The organism is Altererythrobacter sp. (assembly GCF_050299635.1).
Taxonomy (GTDB): domain Bacteria; phylum Pseudomonadota; class Alphaproteobacteria; order Sphingomonadales; family Sphingomonadaceae; genus Erythrobacter.
Genome location: NZ_JBNKWF010000002.1, coordinates 129,643 through 152,219 on the forward strand (window position 1 = coordinate 129,643; position 22,577 = coordinate 152,219).

The 22,577-nt window shown below is 62.4% G+C and carries 20 protein-coding genes; 13 read left to right on the top strand and 7 right to left on the bottom strand.

Translation table 11 applies throughout. The features are described 5' to 3' along the window. Positions 1-27 precede the first annotated feature (27 nt). The 5 genes from ACQY6C_RS01535 to ACQY6C_RS01555 all read left to right on the top strand — a co-directional run bounded on the left by ACQY6C_RS01535 (position 28) and on the right by ACQY6C_RS01555 (position 9,801). Entirely contained in the window at positions 28-1,023 is a 996-nt protein-coding gene (locus ACQY6C_RS01535) for a hypothetical protein (protein WP_427963899.1), read from the top strand. A 239-nt stretch (positions 1,024-1,262) separates the two neighbouring features. Further along, positions 1,263-5,918, top strand: a complete 4,656-nt coding sequence (gene gltB, locus ACQY6C_RS01540; protein WP_427963901.1) for a glutamate synthase large subunit — start codon at positions 1,263-1,265, stop codon at positions 5,916-5,918. Between the two features lie 12 nt (positions 5,919-5,930). Continuing rightward, a complete protein-coding gene (locus ACQY6C_RS01545) occupies positions 5,931-7,367 on the top strand; it encodes a glutamate synthase subunit beta (RefSeq protein ID WP_427963903.1) in 1,437 nt (478 codons plus the stop codon). Positions 7,368-7,727: 360 nt separating this feature from the next. Beyond that, positions 7,728-9,104, top strand: a complete 1,377-nt coding sequence (locus ACQY6C_RS01550) for a carbohydrate porin (protein ID WP_427963905.1) — start codon at positions 7,728-7,730, stop codon at positions 9,102-9,104. A gap of 7 nt (positions 9,105-9,111) precedes the next feature. Then, a complete protein-coding gene (locus tag ACQY6C_RS01555; RefSeq protein WP_427963907.1) occupies positions 9,112-9,801 on the top strand; it encodes a hypothetical protein in 690 nt (229 codons plus the stop codon). Between the two features lie 114 nt (positions 9,802-9,915). Here the strand turns inward: ACQY6C_RS01555 and ACQY6C_RS01560 are convergent, their stop codons facing one another. Next, positions 9,916-10,248, bottom strand: a complete 333-nt coding sequence (locus ACQY6C_RS01560; RefSeq protein ID WP_427963909.1) for a TraR/DksA family transcriptional regulator — start codon at positions 10,246-10,248, stop codon at positions 9,916-9,918. A 5-nt stretch (positions 10,249-10,253) separates the two neighbouring features. Continuing rightward, positions 10,254-10,940, bottom strand: coding sequence for a uracil-DNA glycosylase (ung, locus tag ACQY6C_RS01565; RefSeq protein WP_427963911.1), 687 nt, complete (start codon positions 10,938-10,940; stop codon positions 10,254-10,256). A 79-nt stretch (positions 10,941-11,019) separates the two neighbouring features. Here ung and ACQY6C_RS01570 point away from each other — a divergent pair, with 79 nt between their 5' ends. The 3 genes from ACQY6C_RS01570 to ACQY6C_RS01580 are packed head-to-tail and all read left to right on the top strand — an operon-like array spanning position 11,020 to position 12,905. Then, positions 11,020-11,637 carry a ribonuclease D gene (locus ACQY6C_RS01570; RefSeq protein ID WP_427963912.1) on the top strand — a complete coding sequence of 206 codons (618 nt, stop codon included), beginning with the start codon at positions 11,020-11,022 and terminating at the stop codon, positions 11,635-11,637. Between the two features lie 24 nt (positions 11,638-11,661). Further along, a complete protein-coding gene (locus tag ACQY6C_RS01575; RefSeq protein ID WP_427963914.1) occupies positions 11,662-12,327 on the top strand; it encodes an LPS export ABC transporter periplasmic protein LptC in 666 nt (221 codons plus the stop codon). Beyond that, the gene (locus ACQY6C_RS01580) at positions 12,327-12,905 is read left to right on the top strand and encodes an LptA/OstA family protein (protein ID WP_427963916.1); all 579 of its coding nucleotides are present in this window, start codon (positions 12,327-12,329) and stop codon (positions 12,903-12,905) included. The genes ACQY6C_RS01575 and ACQY6C_RS01580 overlap by 1 nt, the downstream gene beginning before the upstream one ends. Before the next feature lie 21 nt (positions 12,906-12,926). On the opposite strand, the gene ACQY6C_RS01585 is transcribed toward ACQY6C_RS01580, so the two are convergent. The 5 genes from ACQY6C_RS01585 to ACQY6C_RS01605 all read right to left on the bottom strand — a co-directional run bounded on the left by ACQY6C_RS01585 (position 12,927) and on the right by ACQY6C_RS01605 (position 18,982). Beyond that, complete coding sequence (locus ACQY6C_RS01585; protein ID WP_427963918.1) at positions 12,927-14,330, bottom strand: sugar transferase; 1,404 nt, start codon at positions 14,328-14,330, stop codon at positions 12,927-12,929. Between the two features lie 91 nt (positions 14,331-14,421). Then, the gene (holA, locus tag ACQY6C_RS01590; protein WP_427963920.1) at positions 14,422-15,450 is read right to left on the bottom strand and encodes a DNA polymerase III subunit delta; all 1,029 of its coding nucleotides are present in this window, start codon (positions 15,448-15,450) and stop codon (positions 14,422-14,424) included. 10 nt (positions 15,451-15,460) lie between these two features. Continuing rightward, positions 15,461-15,979, bottom strand: a complete 519-nt coding sequence (lptE, locus tag ACQY6C_RS01595; RefSeq protein ID WP_427964001.1) for an LPS assembly lipoprotein LptE — start codon at positions 15,977-15,979, stop codon at positions 15,461-15,463. Next, a complete protein-coding gene (gene leuS, locus ACQY6C_RS01600) occupies positions 15,979-18,516 on the bottom strand; it encodes a leucine--tRNA ligase (protein ID WP_427963921.1) in 2,538 nt (845 codons plus the stop codon). Before leuS ends, lptE begins: the two co-directional genes overlap by 1 nt. 25 nt (positions 18,517-18,541) lie before the next feature. Beyond that, positions 18,542-18,982, bottom strand: coding sequence for a DUF3576 domain-containing protein (locus ACQY6C_RS01605; RefSeq protein ID WP_427963923.1), 441 nt, complete (start codon positions 18,980-18,982; stop codon positions 18,542-18,544). Between the two features lie 372 nt (positions 18,983-19,354). Here ACQY6C_RS01605 and ACQY6C_RS01610 point away from each other — a divergent pair, with 372 nt between their 5' ends. The 5 genes from ACQY6C_RS01610 to ACQY6C_RS01630 all read left to right on the top strand — a co-directional run bounded on the left by ACQY6C_RS01610 (position 19,355) and on the right by ACQY6C_RS01630 (position 22,577). Next, positions 19,355-20,128, top strand: coding sequence for a hypothetical protein (locus ACQY6C_RS01610; RefSeq protein ID WP_427963925.1), 774 nt, complete (start codon positions 19,355-19,357; stop codon positions 20,126-20,128). 115 nt (positions 20,129-20,243) lie between these two features. Beyond that, the gene (gene phbB, locus ACQY6C_RS01615) at positions 20,244-20,966 is read left to right on the top strand and encodes an acetoacetyl-CoA reductase (protein WP_427963927.1); all 723 of its coding nucleotides are present in this window, start codon (positions 20,244-20,246) and stop codon (positions 20,964-20,966) included. Then, on the top strand, positions 20,963-21,373 hold the full coding sequence (locus ACQY6C_RS01620; RefSeq protein ID WP_427963928.1) for a VOC family protein: 411 nt from the start codon (positions 20,963-20,965) through the stop codon (positions 21,371-21,373). Before phbB ends, ACQY6C_RS01620 begins: the two co-directional genes overlap by 4 nt. Continuing rightward, entirely contained in the window at positions 21,370-21,624 is a 255-nt protein-coding gene (locus ACQY6C_RS01625; protein ID WP_427963930.1) for a ribbon-helix-helix domain-containing protein, read from the top strand. The genes ACQY6C_RS01620 and ACQY6C_RS01625 overlap by 4 nt, the downstream gene beginning before the upstream one ends. Beyond that, positions 21,621-22,577, top strand: a complete 957-nt coding sequence (locus ACQY6C_RS01630; RefSeq protein ID WP_427963932.1) for a hypothetical protein — start codon at positions 21,621-21,623, stop codon at positions 22,575-22,577. The genes ACQY6C_RS01625 and ACQY6C_RS01630 overlap by 4 nt, the downstream gene beginning before the upstream one ends.

Below are 22,577 nucleotides of genomic sequence, written 5' to 3' on the forward strand. Positions count from 1 at the left end.
GGCAGAACTACGGGGATCCGGCGCAGCATGTTCAAGCGCAAACAGAACAGCGGCAAAGCAAAGCGCAGGCCGATCGCGCGGCATCCCGCGTTTCCGGCGATCGTTGGCGGCTGGCTGGCGGTGCTGTTCGGATTGGGCGTGTGGATGCTCACCGGAGAATGGACCTTTGCTCTGCTCGCCGCAGCGATGGCGGCCTATATCGGCTTCAAGGGCGCCGCGGCACTTGGCAGGCTGTCTGGCGGCCAGCGCCGCTCCGATGAGACCGAAGGCGGAGATGCGGAAGCCGCTTCCGAAGAGCCAAAGCGGACCGGCAGGCGTTCCGCGCAAATCATTTCCGTCTCCGAGCTTGGCCTCGATCGACTGCCGGAGGAGGAATCCGGAAATCCCTTTGACTATACTGTCGAGGAAACCGGCGAAGATGCGGACGATGAAGAGGAAGAGTGGCCGCCCGAACAGCCCGAATGGCTGAATCCTCGCGACGCGCTGGCCGAAGCGAAACGGGAAGCGGGCGAGAATGCGGAAGTCTTCAGCCGCGATCATAGCGGTGAACGGGAACTTCCCGGACAGACCATCCAACCTGCGCCTGACGCTGCCGAAGATGCACCGCTGGCCGAAAACGCTCAATTCGCCGAACTGCCGGTGAGTGAAATCACCGACCGGGCCGAGCAGAGTGAAGCCGAGCCGGGTGAAGCCGAACCGGGTGCAGGCGCAGTAACCAAGCTGCGCAGCCAGAACATCGAGGACATGAGTCTGGTCCAGATGGTGGAGCGCTTTGCGCTTGCGCTGGAAGATCACCGCAGGCGCGGTGCGGATACCGCTGGCGCCAGCACCGTCTCTGCGCCCGATCCGGCCTTGATGGAAGCGCTTCGCAGTCTGCCGACGATCTCCAGGGCTCCGGCTCCTCGCTATGCCACGGACGGTAATGCCGCTCTGGCGATATCGACCCGCGAACAGGTCGATCAGACCGAGCTCGCGCTGCGCGAAGCGCTTGAGAAGCTCCAGCGGATGAGCGGCGGCGCCTGACAGCGCCTCAAACGGGCCTGGCCCAACATTCTCCATGCACCTCCTTGCGCCCGCGGCGGCGAAAGCGGGGCTTTAGGCACGGCAATCGAATGCACTAAGCTTCGCAGTTGCAAAAATTGCTTCATTTCGCCAAAGGGAGGTTTCGCGACATTTTTGATTCCTCGCTAGCCGGGGAGAATCGCGCTTCATTGCCGGTTGCGCGCGTAAGCGTTGCCCGGCTTGAACGATATGGAGTTTGAATGGGTTATCCGGCGAACGGCCTGCCCGAACGGCAAGGCCTTTACGATCCGCGCAACGAACATGACGCCTGTGGTGTGGGCTTTGTCGCCCATATCAAGGGCGACAAATCGCATGCGATCATTACCCAGGCGCTGCAGATTCTCGAGAATATCGACCATCGCGGCGCGGTGGGCGCGGACCCTCTTCTGGGTGACGGCGCGGGAATCCTGCTGCAAATTCCAGATCCGCTGTTCCGCAAATGGGCCGAATCCGAAGGTAAGGATCTGCCCGCTGCAGGCGATTATGCTGTCGCGATGTGCTTCATGCCGCGTGACGCCGCCGCGCGCGATTTCGTGACCGAACAGTTCGAAAAATTCATCACCAAGGAAGGCCAGCGCCTGGTCGGCTGGCGTGAAGTCCCCACCACGCTCGACGGGCTGGGCAAGGCCGTGCTCGAATCGATGCCGGTAATTCGCCAGTGCGTCGTCGCGCGCGGCGAGAATTGCGCCGATCAGGATGCATTCGAGCGCAAGCTGATCGTGATCCGCAAGCAGGTGCAGAATCCGCTCAAGAAGCTGGAAGAGAAGCACGAACTGCCCGGCCTGTCGAAGCTCTATATCCCGAGCTTCTCCAGCCGCACCATCGTTTACAAGGGGCTGCTGCTCGCAAACCAGGTCGGCAGCTTTTACGACGATCTGCGCGACCCCGATTGCGTTTCCGCACTGGGCCTGGTGCACCAGCGCTTCTCGACCAACACTTTCCCGAGCTGGCGGCTCGCCCACCCCTATCGCTTCATGGCGCATAATGGGGAGATCAACACGGTTCGCGGCAATGTGAACTGGATGAACGCCCGCCGCCGGACAATGGAATCGCCGCTGCTGGGGGCCGATCTCGACAAGTTGTGGCCGATCATTCCGCACGGCCAGTCGGACACCGCCTGCCTCGACAATGCGCTCGAGCTGCTGCTGCTGGGCGGATACAGCCTCGCCCATGCGATGATGATGCTGATCCCCGAAGCATGGGCCAAGAACGAGCTGATGGATCCGGGCCGGCGCGCATTCTACGAATATCACGCTGCACTGATGGAGCCCTGGGACGGGCCCGCTGCGGTGGCCTTCACCGACGGGCGCCAGATCGGCGCGACGCTGGACCGCAACGGATTGCGCCCTGCGCGCTATTGCGTGACCAAGGACGATCTCGTCTGCATGGCTTCGGAGAGCGGCGTGCTGCCCTTTGCCGAAGAGGACATCGTGCGCAAATGGCGGCTCCAGCCGGGCAAGATGTTGCTGATCGACTTCGAGCAGGGCCGTATCATCGAGGACGAGGAGCTCAAGTCCCAGCTCGCCGATGCCGAGCCCTATGCCAAGTGGCTCGAACAGGCGCAGTACAATCTCGAGGACATCGACCACATCGAGCCCGAGCTGTCGGCCGTTCCCAAGCACACGACGAGCTTGCTCGATCGCCAGCAGGCCTTCGGCTACACGCAGGAAGATCTTTCGCGCTTCCTCGAACCGATGATGGTCAAGGCAGACGATCCGATCGGATCGATGGGTACCGACACGCCGATCGCCGTGCTTTCGAGCCGCAGCCGCCTGCTCTACGATTATTTCAAGCAGAACTTCGCTCAGGTCACCAATCCGCCGATCGATCCGATCCGCGAAGAACTGGTGATGAGCCTGCTGTCGATGATCGGGCCGCGCCCCAATCTGCTTGGCCATGAAGCGGGCACGCACAAGCGTCTCGAAATCAGCCAGCCGATCCTCACCAATGAGGAGCTGTCGCGAATCCGTTCGGTCGAGATCGCGCTCGATGGCGCTTTCCGCACCGCAACGATCGACATGACCTGGGACGCCACGACTGGTGCCGAGGGAATCGAGCTCGCGATCAAGGAAATGTGCTGGGCCGCGACCGAAGCGGTACTGGCCGATCACAACATCCTGATCCTGTCGGACCGCGCACAGGGGCCGGATCGCATCCCGATGCCAGCGCTGCTCGCAACGGCTGCCGTGCACCATCACCTGGTGCGCCAGGGCCTGCGCATGCAGACCGGGCTGGTGGTCGAAACCGGCGAAGCGCGCGAAGTGCATCATTTCTGCGTGCTGGCCGGCTATGGCGCGGAAGCGGTCAATCCCTATGTCGCCTTCGAGACGCTGGAAGACATTCGCGCCGCCAAATACGCGGATCTCGACGCTGAAGAAGTTCGCCAGAACTACATCAAGGCAGTGGGCAAGGGTATCCGCAAGGTCATGTCCAAGATGGGCATCAGCACCTATCAGTCATATTGCGGTGCACAGATCTTCGATGCTGTCGGCTTGTCGAGCGAATTCATCGACAAATACTTCACCGGCACAGCGACCACGATCGAGGGCGTCAGCCTGAAGGAAGTGGCCGAGGAAACCGTGCGTCGCCACGCGGCCGCCTATGGCGACAACCCGATCTACCGCAACATGCTGGACGTCGGCGGTATCTACCAGCTGCGCCTGCGCGGCGAGGAACACGCCTGGACGGCGGGCAACATCGCCCACCTGCAGCACGCGGTACGCGGTAACGACCCGAAGAACTACGAAGAGTTCGCCAAGTCGATCAACGACCAGTCCGAACGTCTGCTGACGATCCGCGGGCTGATGGAGTTCAAGCTGGCCGACGAGCCGATTCCGCTGGAAGAGGTCGAACCCGCGAGCGAAATCGTAAAGCGTTTCAGCACCGGCGCGATGAGCTTCGGCTCGATCAGCCACGAGGCGCATTCGACACTCGCGATCGCCATGAACCGGATCGGCGGACGTTCGAACACCGGCGAAGGCGGCGAGGAGCCCGAGCGCTTCAAACCGCTCGACAATGGCGATTCGATGCGCAGCCGGATCAAGCAGGTGGCGTCTGGCCGTTTCGGCGTGACGACCGAATATCTGGTCAATTCGGACGATATCCAGATCAAGATGGCTCAGGGCGCCAAGCCCGGCGAAGGCGGCCAGCTGCCCGGCCACAAGGTCGACAAGCGGATCGGCGCGGTGCGCCACTCTACTCCGGGTGTGGGCCTGATCTCGCCGCCGCCGCATCACGACATCTATTCGATCGAAGATCTCGCCCAGCTGATCCACGATCTTAAGAATGTCCAGCCGACCGCGCGCATCTCGGTCAAGCTGGTGTCTGAAGTGGGTGTAGGCACGGTCGCCGCCGGCGTTTCCAAGGCGCGCGCCGACCACGTTACCATTTCGGGCTATGAAGGCGGCACCGGCGCTTCGCCGCTGACCAGCCTGACCCACGCGGGCAGCCCGTGGGAAATCGGCCTGGCCGAAACTCAGCAAACGCTGCTGCTCAATGACCTGCGCAGCCGCATTGCGGTGCAGGTCGATGGCGGCCTGCGCACCGGTCGTGACGTCGCCATCGGCGCGCTGCTGGGTGCGGACGAGTTCGGCTTCGCCACTGCGCCGCTGATTGCGGCTGGCTGCATCATGATGCGCAAGTGCCACCTCAACACCTGCCCGGTGGGTGTGGCCACTCAGGATCCGGTGCTGCGCGCACGCTTCACCGGCCAGCCCGAGCACGTCATCAACTACTTCTTCTTCGTCGCCGAAGAACTGCGCCAGATCATGGCGGAGATGGGCTTCCGCACGATCGAGGAAATGGTCGGCCGGACCGACCGGCTCGACATGCGCCGCGTGCATCGCCACTGGAAGGCGCAGGGCATCGACCTGTCGCGCCTCTTGCACACGGTCGAGATCGAGGAAGGCAAACAGCTGTTCCACACACAGGAGCAGGATCACGGGCTTGCAGCTGCACTCGACAACGAGCTGATCAGTCAATGCCGCCCCGCGATCGACAAGGGCGAACAGGTTGTGATTGACACGCCAGTCCGCAACGTCAACCGCACGGTCGGCGCAATGCTCTCTGGCGAAGTTGCCCGGGTGCATGGCCATGCGGGACTCAAGCCGGATACGATCCACATCAACCTCACCGGCGTTGCCGGGCAGAGTTTCGGCGCATGGTTGGCCCATGGCATCACGCTCAACCTGACGGGCGACGCCAACGACTATGTCGGCAAGGGCCTCTCCGGCGGCCGGATCGTGGTGAAGCAGCCGGAAGGCGTGGCGCGCGAACCGGGCGAAAACATCATCATCGGCAACACCGTGCTTTACGGCGCGATCGCGGGCGAAGCCTTCTTCGGCGGCGTCGCGGGCGAGCGCTTTGCCGTCCGCAATTCGGGCGCCATCGCGGTGGTCGAAGGAACCGGCGATCACGGCTGCGAATATATGACCGGCGGTGTGGTTGTCGTGCTCGGCCCGACGGGACGGAACTTTGCCGCCGGCATGAGCGGAGGCGTGGCCTATGTCTACGATCCGGATGGCCAGTTCGAAAAGCTCGTCAATCCGGCTCAGGTCGATCTGGTGCCGATTTCACCCAAGTCCGATGCTGAGGAAGGCACGGGCCGGCCGCAGCAGCGACCGCAATCGGTCAATGATTTCGGCATGGGCGACATGCTGCGCCACGATGCTGATCGGCTGAGGATCCTGGTCGAGCGGCACAAGCTGCATACCGGCAGCGCCAAGGCCGCCGAATTGCTCGACAATTGGGATGCCGCATTGGGCAAGTTCGTCAAAGTCATGCCACGCGATTACAAGCGCGCGCTCGAAGCGCTTGAGGCAGAACGGCTGGAAGCCGAAACGGTCGCGGCGGAATAAGGGTCAGTAAAGATGGGCAAGGAAACAGGGTTCCTCGAACTCGACCGCAAGGAACGCGATTATCTCGATCCCAAGGAGCGTCTTGGGAACTATCGCGAATTCGTCGTCCAGCCGGAAGACGAAACGCTGCAATCGCAGGCATCGCGCTGCATGAATTGCGGCATTCCCTATTGTCACAACGGCTGTCCGGTGAACAATATCATCCCGGACTGGAACCATCTGGTTTATGAAGGCGACTGGAAGAGTGCGCTCGAAGTGCTGCACTCGACCAACAACTTCCCCGAGTTCACAGGCCGCATCTGTCCCGCGCCTTGCGAAGCGAGCTGCACGCTCAACATCATCGACCAGCCAGTCACCATCAAGTCAATCGAATGCGCCATTGTCGATCGCGGATGGAAGGAAGGCTGGATCGAGCCGCAGGTGCCAGAGAAGAAGACCGGAAAATCGGTCGCTGTCGTCGGATCAGGGCCTGCAGGCCTCGCATGCGCGCAGCAACTGGCTCGCGCCGGCCATACCGTCACCGTGTTCGAGAAGAATGACCGGATCGGCGGCTTGCTCCGCTATGGCATCCCGGACTTCAAGATGGAAAAGCACCTCATCAACCGGCGCGGGGTCCAGATGGAAGCCGAAGGGGTCACGTTCAAGACTTCCAAGGAAGTTGGCGTCGATATCTCTTTCCAGAGCCTGCAGGAAAACTTCGACGCGATCGTGCTTTCCGGCGGCGCGGAGGATGCGCGCCCGCTGGTGATCCCGGGTTCCGAAATGCCCGGCGTAAGGCTGGCGATGGAATTCCTGACGCAGCAGAACAAGCGCAATGCAGGCGATGACGAAGTGCGTGCAGCACCGCGCGGCTCGCTCACGGCAACGGGCAAGAAGGTCGTCGTGATCGGTGGCGGCGACACCGGCTCGGACTGCGTGGGCACATCCAACAGGCAAGGTGCGGAAAGCGTCGTCCAGCTCGAGATCATGCCCAAGCCGCCAGAAAAGGAAGACAAGGCGCTGACCTGGCCCGATTGGCCGCTCAAGCTGCGCACCTCTTCCAGCCACGAAGAAGGCGTTGAGCGCGACTGGGCCGTGCTGACCAAGCGCGTGGTCGGCGATGGCGAGACAGTGACCGGGCTCGAATGCGTGCGCGTCGAGTGGAAGAACGGCCAGATGCAGGAGATCGTGGGTTCGGAATTCACGATCGAAGCCGATCTGATCCTGCTTGCGATGGGCTTCGTCGGCCCGAAGAAGGCCGGGATGCTCGATCAGGCTGGCGTGGAACTGACCGATCGCGGCAATGTCTCCGCCGATACCGAAAGCTACGCGACCAGCGTGGACAAGGTGTTTGCCTGTGGCGACATGCGGCGTGGCCAGAGCCTCGTCGTCTGGGCCATTCGCGAAGGCAGGCAGGCCGCGCGCGCGGTGGACGAGTATCTGATGGGAGCCAGCGAGCTGCCACGTTGACGGGCAAGTCCTCAGGACGGCCCTAACCAGATACCCCCATCAAGGTGCATGATTGTTGCGCCTTGCGGTGCCGCAGGCGTTCCATTTTGGCCACTATTGGGCAAATAGTGATCGCCCAGCCGCAATTGGATCGTGAAATGTCGCTCTGATACTATTCAGGCGATAATTCCGCTATTTAGTGCTACAGATAGCTCCGGAATGGATGCGATTGACGCGTGGCGAATTGATTTCGCAATGCTCACGTGCTCCCCTTCCGGCGACGACATAACAGGGGGATAGTGAGCAGCGCCGAGGCAACAATGCTGCGCTGCCAGACAAAGCATGAGGGTCGCGATCAGGTCTAATAGCGGGCGTCACGCCATGCGCTCGGCACTGCCAGCAGCGGGCATGCTCCTTGCTGCCTTGCCATCACTGTTTTCGCCGCTTCTGGCCGAAGATGCGCGCACCACGCTCGCGCCCAATCGCCAAGGCAGCGAAGCCACCGCATCCATTTCGGATATCTCGCGCGATGGATCAGGCCAGGAGGGGGATGCGGCGCAGACCTCGCCGGGTCAGGCTTCCGCCGCTCTGGCTGTGACACAGACGGCCGCGGCCGCGGCACAGCACGCCGGTTCGCTGCCTCCCCCACCCGAACATCCGGCCGCACCGCCGATCAAGGCCCGCGTGCTCTTTTCGCAATTCGGGGACATTCCGGTTTCGGGCGATGCCAGGGATATTTTCCGCTACGGCGGGAAGATTGACGGCTATTTCGATATCAAGGGCGGGGCAATCGGGATCGACAACAGCCTGTCGATGCATATCCACCCCGAGTTCAAATATGGCGAAAGCGCCAATGGTGAAATCGGCCTGCTCCCTTCCAACACATTGCTGTTCTATCCCGGCGAAGGCGATGTCTTCGATCTCAATGTCAATGTCACCAAGCGCTGGAAGTCCGGCACCACGCTAACTGTCGGCAAGGTCAATGTGCTCGATCTCGCTGCAGGCCTGCCGGTCGTCGGCGGGGGTGGACACGAAGGGTTCCAGAACCTGGCCATGGCTCTGCCGCCCAGTGCGATTGTGCCCGGCTCGATCATCGGCGCTTTGTTCAACAAGCCGACCAAGAGTGCGATCTACCGGTTATGGGTGTTCGACCCGCAATTGCAGTCGAAGAAGACCGGGTTCGAAAGCCCCTTTGACAAGGGCGTGGCGTTCCTCGGATCGATCACGCTGCCGGTAAAGCTCGGCGGCAAGCCCGGTTATTACGCGCTCAAGCTGGCCGGCTCGACCCGCAGCGAGCTCGCAACCGAAGCGCTGGTGCCGGTGCTGGTCCCGGCTCCCGGTTCGGGCTTCGGCAATCGCAAGGGCGAGTTCAGCGCGGTGCTGGCCGGTTACCAGTATCTCGGCGTCTATCCGGAGGCGCCGGGCAAGGGCTGGGGCATCTTCGGGCAGGTCTATATCTCGCATGGCGATCCGACCTTCCTCGACAAGAGCGGCTTCATCGGCATTTCGGGCAATCCGCGTTTCCGCACGCAGGATCGCTTCGGCATCGCCTGGTATCGCTATTCTTTGACTGACGGACTGGTGAACGCGCTGGCGAACCGGCTCGCACTGGAAGATGAAGAAGGGATCGAAGCCTTCTACACGCTCGGCATAGACAAACATTTGCGCGTCACTGCCAACCTGCAGGTGATCGACAGCGCGGTGAGCGCGCGCGACACCGGCATTCTGGCGGGCATGCGCGTCACCGCGAGCTTCTGAACCTGCTATGCCGCAAGCACCGCGCAGGCTCTGGCTGGCGTCACGCCTCGCCGCCCTCGCTTCCCTTGCGCTGTCGACGGCATGTGCTCACCCGGTCGTTGCCCCGCCAGAACCCGATCTCGCCGGCTATTATGACGGATCGCGGTTCGAAATGTTTGCTGGTCTGCGCCTGAGCAAGGATCACACTTTCGAGTTTGCCCTCTCCGTCGGCGCGCTCGATTTGCGTTCAAGCGGCACCTGGCAGAGCCAGGGCAACTCGGTCCTGTTCACCACGTCTCCTGAGCCTGTGCCGCCCATGTTCGAATTGGCCGGTCCGAGCGCGGAAAGCGACGCACCGCTGGTCACCGTCACATGGCCGAATGGCGAGCCGATCCAGAACATCCGGGTCGACCTGGTCTGCGCGGACGGCTCGATTGTAACCGGCTTCACCTCGCCCGAAGGCTGGTCACCGGCGGAAAGCGAGTGTGACAGCCCGAAGAGTCTCAAGCTGCATGAGGAAATCTACGATATCGCATCGCGCGCCTTTGCGCTGAAACCGGACGCAGGGGCAAGCACCCCCCGATTGCATTTCATACTCCAGCCCAACGATCTCGGCGTTCTCGACCTAACGGATGCGCGCGGCGCAGTGATTGATGGTCGATTGGAGCTTGAGACTTCGAAAGGCAGGTTGGAGTTCCGGAAAGTGCCCGCGAACTAGAGGTCGATTCACGGTAACGGGATCACCTGCCCGCACAAGCCGCGAGAATCACGCTTGCCGGGCAAGGCCCCGCGCTTTCATGTCCATTGACTATCGGCGTGCATCGGTATCTCCCTACCCCGCGCCCGCGCAATTGACGCAGCGAGTCACGCTGGGATCGTGCCGCAGCCGTTTGTCCGCGATTTCCTCGCCGCAGCCAAGGCAATATCCCCATTCGCCGTCATCGAGCCGCGCCAATGCAGCACCTATCCGCTGGCGTTCCGCCGCGCGCCGTCGCTCCGAAGCAAGCGCCATGGCCTGCACCTGCATTGCGTCCATCCGGCTGAGTCGTCCGACGCTATCCTGTTGCAAAGTGACCGGCGCGCGCCCTTCCGCGCTGATACGGTCTTCTTCGTCCAGCTCCTCGCACCTCTTGAGCAGCACTGCGCGGGCTTCGTCTTCCGTCATCGCGCCTATACGCTCCAGTCGATCGGCTTCAGCCCGTGCTTCTCAAGGAATGCGTTGGTCTGGCTGAAGGGCCGCGAGCCGAAGAAACCCGAATGGGCAGAGAGCGGGCTGGGATGCGGACTGGTTAGTACCAGATGATGATCGCCCACGCCCAACCCCTTGACCCGGCTGGCCTTCTTGCGCGCATGGCTACCCCACAGGATGAAGACCGCCGGATCGCCGCGATCGACCACTGCCTGCACACAGGCATCGGTGATCGCATCCCAGCCGCGCCCGGCATGGCTGCCAGCCTGCGCCGCCTGCACTGTCAGCGTATTATTGAGCAGCAATACGCCTTGCTTCGCCCAGCTTTCCAGATTGCCATTCTGCGGCCGGGCGATCCCGATATCGCTTTCCAGCTCCTTGTAGATATTGACCAGCGAGGGCGGCAACTTGACCCCATCGGGCACCGAAAAGGCAAGGCCATGCGCCTGCCCCGGCCCGTGATAGGGGTCCTGACCAAGGATCACGACATGCACCTGGTCAAGCGGGGTATGGGCAAGCGCATTGAGCCGCTGGCCCCTTGGCGGATAGATCGTGCGGCCCGAATCTTCCTCTGCACGCAGCCAGCCGCCCAGCCGCCGCGCTTCGGGCGTGGTCAGCGCCGGTTCGAGCGCCGCGCGCCAGCTATCGGGAATCGCTTCTGCCGTCATCGAACAAAGCTACTCTCGACGCGCCGCTCTCACCACCACCCCTTCCCCTCTTTCCCCAATCGGCCTAAGGGCATGAGCGATGTCTGTACATTTTCACGAAGAAGACCTGCCAGCTGGCGTGCTTGCCGATGGCCCGATTGCGATCGATACCGAGACCATGGGCCTCATCACGCATCGCGACCGGCTGTGCGTGGTGCAGATCAGCGACGGGCAGGGTGATGAGCATCTCGTCCGATTTGGCCCGGGCAGCAGTTACGATGCGCCCAATCTCAAGGCCATTCTGGCTGATCCGGCGCGGCTCAAGCTCTATCACTATGCGCGCTTCGACCTCGCGGCGATCGAATATTATCTGGGCGTGATGGCCGCTCCGGTCTTCTGCACCAAGATCGCGAGCAAGCTGACGCGAACTTATACCGACCGGCACGGCCTCAAGAACCTGGTCGAGGAATTGCTGGGCGAATCGATCTCCAAACAGCAACAGTCGAGCGATTGGGGCGGGCCGGAGCTGAGCCCGGCGCAATGCGACTATGCCGCCAGCGATGTGCGCTTCCTCCATGCTCTGCGTGAAGAACTGATCCGCCGGCTGGAACGGGAAGGCCGGATGGAAATCGCCCAGGCCTGCTTCGACTTCCTTCCGACCCGTGCGCGGCTCGATATCGCGGGCTGGATCGATCGCGACATATTCAGCCACGAGTGAGGCGCACCGGCGTAAACCGAAGCCATGGTGATAAAGCGACGCATCGAAACGAGTGAAGCGAAGGCACTGCGCAGCAAGCGGCAGCATTTCGCTGCGCCCGGCGGTGCCCATGACAAGGTGGTCCACTTTCTCTCGCGCGCCCTGCCGATGGTCGTCGGCGTCATTGCGGCGCTGATGGTCATCACTCCGCTCAGTCCGCGCGGCGAAGTCTCCTTCCTGTTAGACCGCAACAAGGTGGCGATGATCGACGAGCGGCTGAATGTCGAAAACGCGATGTATCGCGGCGAAGACGATCTCGGGCGCCCCTTCTCGCTGACCGCAGGCGAGGCGGTGCAGCGATCGGGCAAGGAAGGGATCGTGAGGATGAGCGACCTCGTGGCGCGAATCGTTCTGCCCGATGGCCCGGCCCGCATTTCCGCCCAGGCAGGTGCCTATAATATCGACAATGAAGTGATGTCGGTGATCGGCCCGCTCCGCATGACGGCGGCGGACGGATATTCGATGGTCGCAAATGATGTATCGGTCGACCTGACCACCAAAAAGATGGTCGGCAGCGGCGGAGTGGAAGGCGCTGTACCTGCAGGCACCTTTTCCGCCGACCGGATCGAGGCCGATCTGAGCGAACGCAAGGTCTCGCTGATCGGCCATGCCAGGCTGTCGATGCGGCCAGGCGAATTGAGGATGCCCTGATGAGTCAAAACACGAACAGCCTTTGGAACACTGCCTTGCGATCGGGGCTGGGAGCCTTCTGTCTCACTGCGGTGGCGCTGGGCGGGATCCAGTTGCATGCGCAAGGCATCGCCTCCCATGATTCGCACGCACCAGTGAACTACAATGCTGGCCGGATCGAACTGCAGGACCGGCAGAAGCGCGTGGTGCTCTCGGGCCAGGTCGTGGTGACGCAGGCCGGGCTGACGGTCCGCTCCGACCGGATGCTGGTAAATTACAGTGACGACGAATCGCTCAGCATTCAGAGGATTACAGCGACGGGCGGCGTCAGCGTGACGCGCGGCAATGAACGCGCACAGGGTGATGTGGCCGTGTATGACTTCAACCGCCGGATCATCACCATGGCCGGCAATGTGCGCCTGAACCGGGGCGGGGATACGCTGAACGGCGGGCGGCTGGTGATCGACCTTCGCTCGGGCGTATCCAGCGTCGATGGACGAGCAACGGGTTCCTCGCCGGTTGCCGGTGCCTCGACCACCGGCGAAGGCGGCCGTGTTTCGGGATCATTCTCGGTGCCGAAGGGCGACGACAAGAAATAGGGCTCGGCCCGAACTTTCAGATCAATAGGCGCGCTCGTGGCGCAAGACGCTGAGCGTACGCCACAGTATGGCGAAATCGCGCTGGAGCGACCAGCCGCTGATATATTCGAGGTCACATTGCAGCCGGTCGGACAGGTCTTCTTCCCGCTCGGTACTCCCGCGGTGGCCTCGCACCTGCGCCAGCCCGGTCAGGCCGGGCCGCAGCGAATGCCGCTTCCAATATTGCCGGTCCACTTCCCAGAAGAGCTTCTCGTTCGCACGGCTGCCCAAGGCATGAGGACGCGGGCCGACGATCGACATCTCGCCGCGGATGACGTTCCATAGCTGTGGCAGCTCATCCAGGCTGGTCGCCCGCAGCATCTTGCCAATCCGCGTGACCCGATCGTCTTCCCGCGAGGTCGAGAGCGTGCCGTCGCTATCATGCGTCTCCGCGCGCATGGTGCGCAGCTTGAACATGTCGAACAAGCGGTTGCCGCGCCCCATCCGGCGCTGGACAAAGAACACGGGCCCGCCGTCTTCCAGCTTGATCAGCAGCGCGGCGGCAATCAGCACAGGCGAAAGCAGGATCAACCCGCCAATCGCCACGGCCAGATCGAACAGACGTTTGGCGGCGCGGGCGCGCAGCCCCAGCGGCCCCATCGAAACCACCAGCGCCGAAAGGTCCTGATCTTCGTATTGGACGACACCGATCGCCCCCAGCGTATGGACCGGCTCACTCACCACTTCGCCCTGGACGCCTGCCGCCTTGAGCAGGAAAGCCCATTGTTCGTGCCGTCCAGGGAGGCAGCTCACCACCACCTTGTCCTGATTGCGCAGGAGCCTGCCCAGCCGGTCGAGCGTAAAGGGATCGTCATTGACAGGCTCGATTCCCAGATCGCTGGCGCTGATGAAGTCGGCCTTGGCGATCCGGAAAGGCGGCCCCCCATCATCGATCACCAGATTGTTTCGGATGCGCCCGCCCCACAGCCTCTCGACCATGTCGGCAACTGCAAGGCGGAAAGTGGCCAGTAGCGCCCCCGTAAGGACCATCCCGATCGTGAAACTGCCACGCGAAAAGCTCGCGTTGGATTTGGTGTAGAAAGCGACGAAATTGAGCAGCGTGGCGGAAATCAGCAGCGCCACCAGCGCCTTGCGAATGGCGTATCGCCTGTCGACCAGAACCCGTGCCGAATAGGTCCCGTTATAGAGCGCGATGGTGTAGAAAATCGGCAGCAGCAATTGCGCCTGCATCTGCGCACGCCATTCCATCCAGATGCCTTCGTAAAGCAGTCCGGCCAGAATGAAGCCGAAATGCAGCAGCAGCATATCGCCCAGCATCATCGTGATATATGCGCGCAGCCGCCGCCGTTCGAGCGAGGGCCGTACAGGGACATCGAACTCACCCGCACCCAAATGGCGCGCAATGTCCCTGGCGGGCTTGTTCATGGCGCTGGGCGCTCCGTCATGCGGCGCACGCTATGCGTAATTCTACGTAATGTTGAGTTTCTTGCCGTTAAAACCTGTTAATGGTGTACGATCAACGGCGAGCCGCGAAACGCGCAATCTCCACAAGTTCCTGGGAAAGTAGCACTTCTGCCGACTGGCTGTTGGCCAGCAGTGCCTTGTGCAATTGCATCAACCTGGGGCCCAAACGCTCCAGCTTGTGCCTGTGCCAGTTCTTGAGCTGCGTGCGAATATCCCGCTCTTCGCGAAAGAAGATGCCAAGCTGCGCCTTTTCGCCCCGACCGAGATTGTCGAGCGAGCCCCTGGGACCGAGCTTCGCGCCGATCTGGGCGAGCTGCGCCGCACGTCGCTCCACCGCCAGCAGCAGCCCGACCGGGTTCATCCCGTGCTCGCGCATACGGTGCAATTCGCGGTCCAGCTTGCCCGTCTCGCCCGAGAGCACGGCATTGACGAGCGGCATGAAGCCGTCTTCCTCGGTCGCGGCGCCGATCGCTTCGAGGTCGCTTGCATCGACTGTTTTGGGCGATTGTGGGGAGGCATCACAATAGAGCGCCAGCTTGGTGACTTCGGATTGCGCCAGCCGGACATCGAGCCCGGCCGCGCGCGCGATCCGTTCGGCAAGATCGCCGCCCAGCCGCAAGCCCGCCGCGTCGCCCATCGACCTTACCGACGCCGCAACCGAAGAGAGATCGGGCGGCCAGAACATCGCCACCAGCGCATCCTTGCGCTTCTCGAGCAGTTTGGCGGTGCGCGATTTGTCGGTCGCCGATGTGGCTAGCACAAGCACCGGGCAGGCATCGCCATGCGCTGCGAGGTGATTCTGCACCGCATCATGCGCTTCATCGCCGCTGGCACGGACGAGGATATGCCGCGAATCGCCGAAAAGCGAACCCGAGCGCGCTTCATCCCCCAGTAGAACCGGATCGCGCCGCAGCTCTGCGCCCGACATTTCCACCCGCTCGCCCGGATCGTCGAGCAGTTCGACCACGCGCTGCAGGGCGGCGGCTGCACCAGCTTCATCGGGTCCGCAGAAGAAGAAGGTCGAGCAATGCTGCGCCGCGCGCTGGGCGACCGAAGCGAAATCGCGTTGCGTCGCTTTCACGGCTGCCCCATCATTCGCTCGATTGTCCCTTTTCTCGCGCACGCAGAGTGAGCGCCACGCGCGTCACCATCCGGTCCGCCACTTCGAGAGCGAGATTTTCCAGTGCCTTTTGCTCGGCGGCGATGGTGGCATATTCGCTGGAAACGACATCGATCCCGGCATCGGCGCCATCGGTTGCGTCGAGCAGGATTTCGTCGCTGGTTATATCCACCAGCTGATAGCGCGCGCGCAGGATGCGCCGCTCCCGGCTGATCGTATCGTCGCCGAGGACGCCAAGCCCTTCAAGCGAATCGTCGAGCCGCACATCGAGCCGGTAGCGCGGTGCCGCAGCCCCCGCGACACCCAGCCTGTCAGTCAGCGCATTGCGCATCAGCCAGCCTGCCCGCCCGGGAATTGAGGGCACATCGACTGCTGCAAGGCCCTGAGCCACTGCAGCATTGCCACCGCCCGCATACATCGGCTGCAGACCGCAACCCGCCAGAAGCGGGGAGAACGCGAGCAGCGCGGCGAGGACCAGCACGCCGCGCATCACGTAACGATATTCACCAGCCTGTCAGGCACTACGATCACCTTGCGGATTGCCGCTCCATCGATCGAACGCTGGACCTTCTCGCTCGCGAGCGCAAGCGCCTCGAGATCTTCCTTGGGCGCTCCCTTGGGTGCGGTGAGCGTATCGCGCAGCTTGCCCATATGCTGGACGGCGATGGTCACTTCGTCTTCGACCAGTAACGCGGGATCGTGCACCGGCCACGGGGCATCGGCGATCAGCCCGCCGTCGCCTGCGCCCGCCCAGGCCTCTTCGGCGATATGCGGCATCATCGGTGAGACGAGCAGCAGAACTGTGCGGACCGCGAAATTGCGCGAGGCGGACGGGGCCGCCTTCTCCGCCGCGCTGGTCAGTTCGTAGATCCGCGCAACCGCCTTGTTGAAGGACAGCGCCTCGATATCTTCCGCCACTGCGGCAATCGCCTGATGCGCTTTGCGCTCAAGCGGTTTGTCTTCGCCTTCGGCATTCGCATCCAGGCTGGCGAATAGACGCCATAGCCGCTGGACGAAACGCCCGCAGCCTTCGATCCCCGCTTCTGACCAGGGCAGATCGCGTTCGGGCGGGCTGTCGGACAGCATAAACCAGCGCACCGCATCTGCGCCGAAGCGGTCGATGATCGCATCGGGATCGACCACGTTCTTCTTCGACTTCGACATCTTGATGACGCGGCCGATTTCCACCGGCAGGCTGTCAGCCTTGAGCACCGCACCATCGGAACTGCGTTCAACCTCGTCGGGCAGGAAATAGCTCAGCCGCCCATCGTCGGGCGCACGGCGCGCATAGGTCTCATGCGTGACCATGCCTTGCGTGAACAGCGAAGCGAAGGGCTCTGCGAAGTCCAGCAACCCGATATGCTGCAGCGCGCGAGTCCAGAAGCGGGCATAGAGCAGGTGAAGGATCGCATGCTCAATCCCGCCGATATATTGCTCGACCGGCAGCCAGGCGGCCACTTCGTCGCGGTCAAACGGCTTGTCCGCCGGCTGGCTGGCGAAACGCAGGAAGTACCACGAGCTGTCGACAAAGGTGTCGAGCGTATCCGTCTCACGTTCGGCCTTGCCGCCGCATTTGGGGCAGTCGACATGCTTCCAGCCCGGGTGACGCAGCAGCGGATTGCCCGGCGTCTTGAAATCGACGTCGTCGGGCAGGGTTACGGGCAGTTGCTCCTTCGGCACCGGAACCACGCCGCAGGTGCCGCAATGGATGAAGGGAATTGGTGTGCCCCAATAGCGCTGGCGGCTCACGCCCCAGTCGCGCAACCGCCACACGGTCGTACCCTGGCCCCACTTCTCGGCCTCGGCGCGCGCGATGACCTCTGCCTTCGCCTCTTCCACGCTCATGCCGTCGAGGAAGCCGGAATTGACCACCACGCCGTCACCCGGCTCGGCCTCGGTGCCGAAAGGCAGGTCTGCATCCTCGGGCTTGCCGGCGACGACGCGCAGAATCGGCAGGTTGTACTTGGTGGCGAACTCGAAATCGCGCTGGTCGTGCCCCGGCACCGCCATGATCGCGCCGGTGCCGTAATCCATCAACACGAAGTTGGCGATGAAGACTGGCAGGTACTCGCCGGTGAAGGGATGCTTCGCGCCGATACCGGTGTCGAAGCCCAATTTCTCCGCCGTTTCCAGCTCGGCAGCAGTCGTGCCGCCGCGCTTGCAGCGTTCGATAAACTTGGCCGCATCGCAATTCTGCGCCGCGACACTCTGTGCCAGCGGGTGGTCGGGGGCAACCGCCACGAAACTTGCGCCGAAAATCGTGTCTGGCCGCGTGGTATAGACGGGCAGCGTATCGCCATTCGACAGGTCGAAGCTGAATTCCATCCCGGAACTCTTGCCGATCCAGTTTTCCTGCATCAGCCGGACCTTCTCGGGCCAGTCCTCAAGCTTGCCCAGGCCATCAAGCAGTTCTTCGGCAAATTGGGTGATCTTGAGGAACCACTGATTGAGCTTGCGCTTCTCGACCTCGGCACCGGATCGCCAGCCCTTGCCGTCGATCACCTGCTCATTGGCGAGCACCGTCATGTCGACCGGGTCCCAATTGACTTCGCTTTCCTTGCGATAGACCAGGCCCGCTTCGTACAGGTCGATGAACAGCGCCTGCTCATGGCCGTAATATTCGGGATCGCAGGTGGCGAATTCGCGCGTCCAGTCGAGCGCAAAGCCGATGCGCTTGAGCTGGGCCTTCATCGTCTCGATATTCTGGCGGGTCCAGCCGCCCGGATGGACGCCCTTTTCCATCGCCGCATTTTCGGCCGGCATGCCGAATGCGTCCCACCCCATCGGATGCAACACTTCGTGTCCGCGCATCCGCTTGTAGCGCGCCAGCACGTCGCCCATCGTGTAATTGCGGACGTGGCCCATGTGGATGCGCCCCGAGGGATAGGGAAACATCTCGAGCACGTAGCTCTTGGGTTTGGGGCTGGCGGAATCGGCGGAGAAAGTGCCCGCCTCTTCCCAGGCGCGCTGCCAGCGCAGGTCGGCTTGCCCCGGATCGAAACGGGTGTCGGAACGCGTGTCGGTCATGATTGTCCCGTTAGGGCGATATTTGTCAGGAAGCTACAGCCTTGCGGCGCAGATCACGTGCCTTGGTCAGGATAATGTCTTCAAGCTTCTGCACGGTCGCGGCCTGGACCGGCGCATCGACCCAGCCACCGCCCTGCGCAACCTGGCGGCTGGCAGCGACCCGCAGCGCATCGGCGCGCAGATCCTGGTCGAGGATGGTCACGGTAACCTTCACGCGTTCGCCGGGATTGCCTGGATTTGCATACCAATCGGTGATGATCACGCCGCCGGTGCTGTCTGCCTGGAGCAGCGGCGCGAAGCTGACCGTCTCGAGCGCAGCGCGCCAGAGATAGGAATTGACGCCGATCGTGTTGATCTGTGAAGCGGCAAGATCCGCTTTCGGGCGATCGCGCCCGCCACAGGCCGCAAGCGTGGCCAGTGCCGCGCAGGCAAGCGCAATTCGGGTCGGGCGGGAAAGGGAAATCACGGCGCGCATCCTCCGGAAAGATAGCTCAGTAAACCATTCGTCCAAGGCTCTATAGCTGCCTCGGCGCAGGCGGCAAGGCATCTGGTTGCCCCGCCGCTGCGTAGTGCCCCGTTTCTGCGCTTCACATTGCTTTACGAGCGCTGAATGCGGCGCCGATTGTGTGTTGTGTGCAACAGATTCTTTCCTCCAAGTGGCATGGACTGGAAAATGATTGCGCAAACATCCGTCCAGCTCCTATGTTTGGCGTTCGATTTGCGGAGTCGCGAGTCTCTTTTGCAGGCGCTATCCGGTCAGCCCGGGTTCATTTGCGAAGGGACTATAAGGCAGAGGCCTGAATGTGATTTCGCCGCACGGCCCGATGGGGGCCGGGCAATGGATTGGGAGCAAGGGCAGGTTATGGCCGAGGCAGGGGACAGCAAGACTGGCGCAGCGCGCAAGCTGCCGCTGCTGCTGGCCGCGTTCGGCCTGGCCGTGAGCGTCCCTTCGGCAGGGCTCGCGCTGGCCGCGCTTTCGGACGGTGCCGGAACGGCTCGCGATAGCGGACTGGGTTTCTTCACCCCCGCTTCGGTCGATCCGCAGCTTGCCCGCCGGGTTGCGCAGCATGTTGGCGGCGATGGCCTTCGCTTCACGCCTGCTGGGACCACCAATAAGGGCGAACGCACTGTAACCGTTGCGATTCGCGTGGACGATGATGTTGCGCGGGCGATTTCCTTGCGCAATGCGATCGAATCGGTTCCGGGTGCAGGCAAGGGCATCTCTGCCATTTCCTCGACCCGCTACGATCTTGGCATCGCGCGCGGCTATCAGAGTTTTGCCCGTCCGGTATCGCTGCCTGAAACCGTTCGCAATATCGACATGCCCGACCTGGCGCGCTTCGAACCCGCAGGCCCGTCGGCACCTGACAAACCGAGCCGGTTCCAGCCGCGCATCGCGCTGGAGGGCAAGGGCAATGCCGGGCGCAGCGAAGGAACGCTGGAAGGCCTGGGCAAGCAGACAGTGGATCTGGGCGGTGCCTATCGCGTGACCCGCAATCTCAATGTGACTGCAGGTGTGCGCCTGTCGCAGGAACGCGACCGAATCGCACCGCTGACCGATTCTTCGCAGGACAGTCAGGCGGTCTATGTGGGCACTCAGCTCCGTTTTTAGCCTCACGGTCTCGTCATTTCGTACACATTGCCCCGCTTTTGCGGGGTTTTTGTTTGCGTGACGCTACGGCATCGTTAGTTCTGAGAATCACACATGCTCAAGGGGAGGCGCCGAAATGGCTCGCGTTGCAATTGTTACAGGTGGTTCGCGCGGAATTGGCGAGGCGATCAGCCTTGCCCTGAAGGAACAGGGCCGCACGGTGGTCGCCAATTATGCCGGCAATGATGAAGCCGCCAGGGCCTTTACCGAACGCACCGGTATCCCCGCACGCAAATGGGACGTGGGCGATCACGAGGCCTGCCTCGCAGGGTGCAAAGCGGTCGCCGAGGAGTTCGGCGATATCGACATCGTGGTCAACAATGCCGGTATCACGCGCGACGGCACGCTCCACCGGATGAGCTTCGACGACTGGAATGACGTGATGCGCGTGAACCTTGGCGGCTGCTTCAACATGGCCAAGGCGACCTTCCCCGGCATGCGCGAACGCGGATGGGGCCGGATCGTCAACATCGGTTCGATCAATGGCCAGGCCGGCCAATATGGCCAGGTCAACTACGCCGCTGCGAAGAGCGGCATCCACGGCTTTACCAAGGCATTGGCGCAGGAAGGCGCGAAGTTCGGCGTGACCTGCAATGCGATCGCGCCCGGCTATATCGATACCGACATGGTTGCCGCCGTGCCGGAGCCGGTGCTGGAGAAGATCGTCGCCAAGATTCCTGTCGGGCGGTTGGGCCATGCCGAGGAGATCGCGCGTGGAGTCGCCTTCCTTACAGCCGACGATGCGGAGTTCGTCACCGGCTCGACCATGAGTCTCAATGGCGGCCAGCATATGTATTGACGGGTAGCGGCCAGGCGGCGATTGTTCGCCGCGTGATCGACCACGTCTCCATCGCCGTATCCGATCTTGCGCGAGCCAGCGCCTTTTATGACGCGGTGTTGGCTCCGCTCGGGTTCAAACAGTTGGTGACGCGCGAGGGCACCGCCGGTTTCGGCAAGAGATATCCCGAGCTCTGGATCAATCTGCGCAACGGGTTCAGAGCGGAAAGCGAGCCCGGCGCACACATCGCCTTGCGCGCACCGAACGAAGACGCCGTTAGCCAGTGCCACGCTGCCGCGCTGGCCGAAGGCGGCAGCGATCGCGGCGCGCCCGGCCCGCGACAGGCCGCGATGACAGTCTATTTCGGGGCCTTCGTCGGCGATCCCGATGGCAACACAATCGAATTCGTGAACTTCCCGCGACCGTGACCAATAGCGCGACGCCTCCCTACCACCCGCCGGTGAAGCGTTCGGTCGAGATTGCCGGGCACAAGACTTCGATAAGTCTCGAGCCGATTTTCTGGGATATGCTGTGCGAGGCAGCGGCGGCTGAGGACGTTCCGATCAATGCGCTGGTCGCCCGCATCGACGAGGAACGCATCCGCGCGGAAACGCCGCCGGGGCTGGCTGGCGCGATCAGGATCTGGCTGGTGGGTCGGCGCAAAGAAGGAAACTCATGAGACGCTTCCTGCTTGCAATTGCTCTGGCGGTGCTTCCGGCCAGCACCCATGCGCAAGATGGCGTAGAGCCGCTCAATTATGTCTTCGCAGGGGGCAGCAATGCCTCAGACGTGTCTGGCCTTCTCGAACGCCGCGACATAAGCGGAGTGCAGATTCTTTACACGTGGAAACAGCTTGAGCCCGAACAAGGGACCTATGATTTTTCTGCAATCGAGCGAGACCTGGCGACGACCGAAGCCCTGGACAGGAAACTGTGGATCCAGCTTCAGGACCGTTTCTTTCTACCCAATGCCCGCAATCTGCCCGACTACATCCTGACCGAGCCGCAATATGAGGGCGGGCTGGAAAGACAGATCACCTTCATTGCCGAGGGGGAACCGGAAGGTGCAGGCTGGGTGGCGAAACAATGGGTACCGGCACTGCGCCAGCGCTTCCAGGCGCTGATCTCCGCATTGGCAGAGCAGTTCGATGGCAAGATCGCAGGGATCAACCTGCCTGAAACCGCGATCGACATCGGCGAGGGCGATTCGCAATTCGATTGCGAGAGCTATTTCAACGGCGAGCTTGAAAATGCCCGCCATGCCAGTGCCGCATTCAGGCAGAGCCTGGTGGTGCAATATATCAATTTCTGGCCATGCGGCTGGGGCGATGACAATGGCTATTTCACGCGTTTCTTCGCCGCCGCGGAACAGGACGGCATTGGGCTCGGCGGGCCAGACATAGTGCCCTGGCGACGTGGACAGATGAAGAATTCCTACCCCTTCTTTCACGATTATCGGGGAAGATTGCCAGTGGTGGCCATGGCGATTCAGGAACCGACCCTGAGCTATACCAATCCGGATACGGGAAAGCGCTTCACGCGCGCCGACTTCCTTGATTTTGCAACGGAGTATCTGGGGGTCGACATCATCTTCTGGTCAAAGGACTCGCCCTGGCTGCGCGACGGTAGCTAG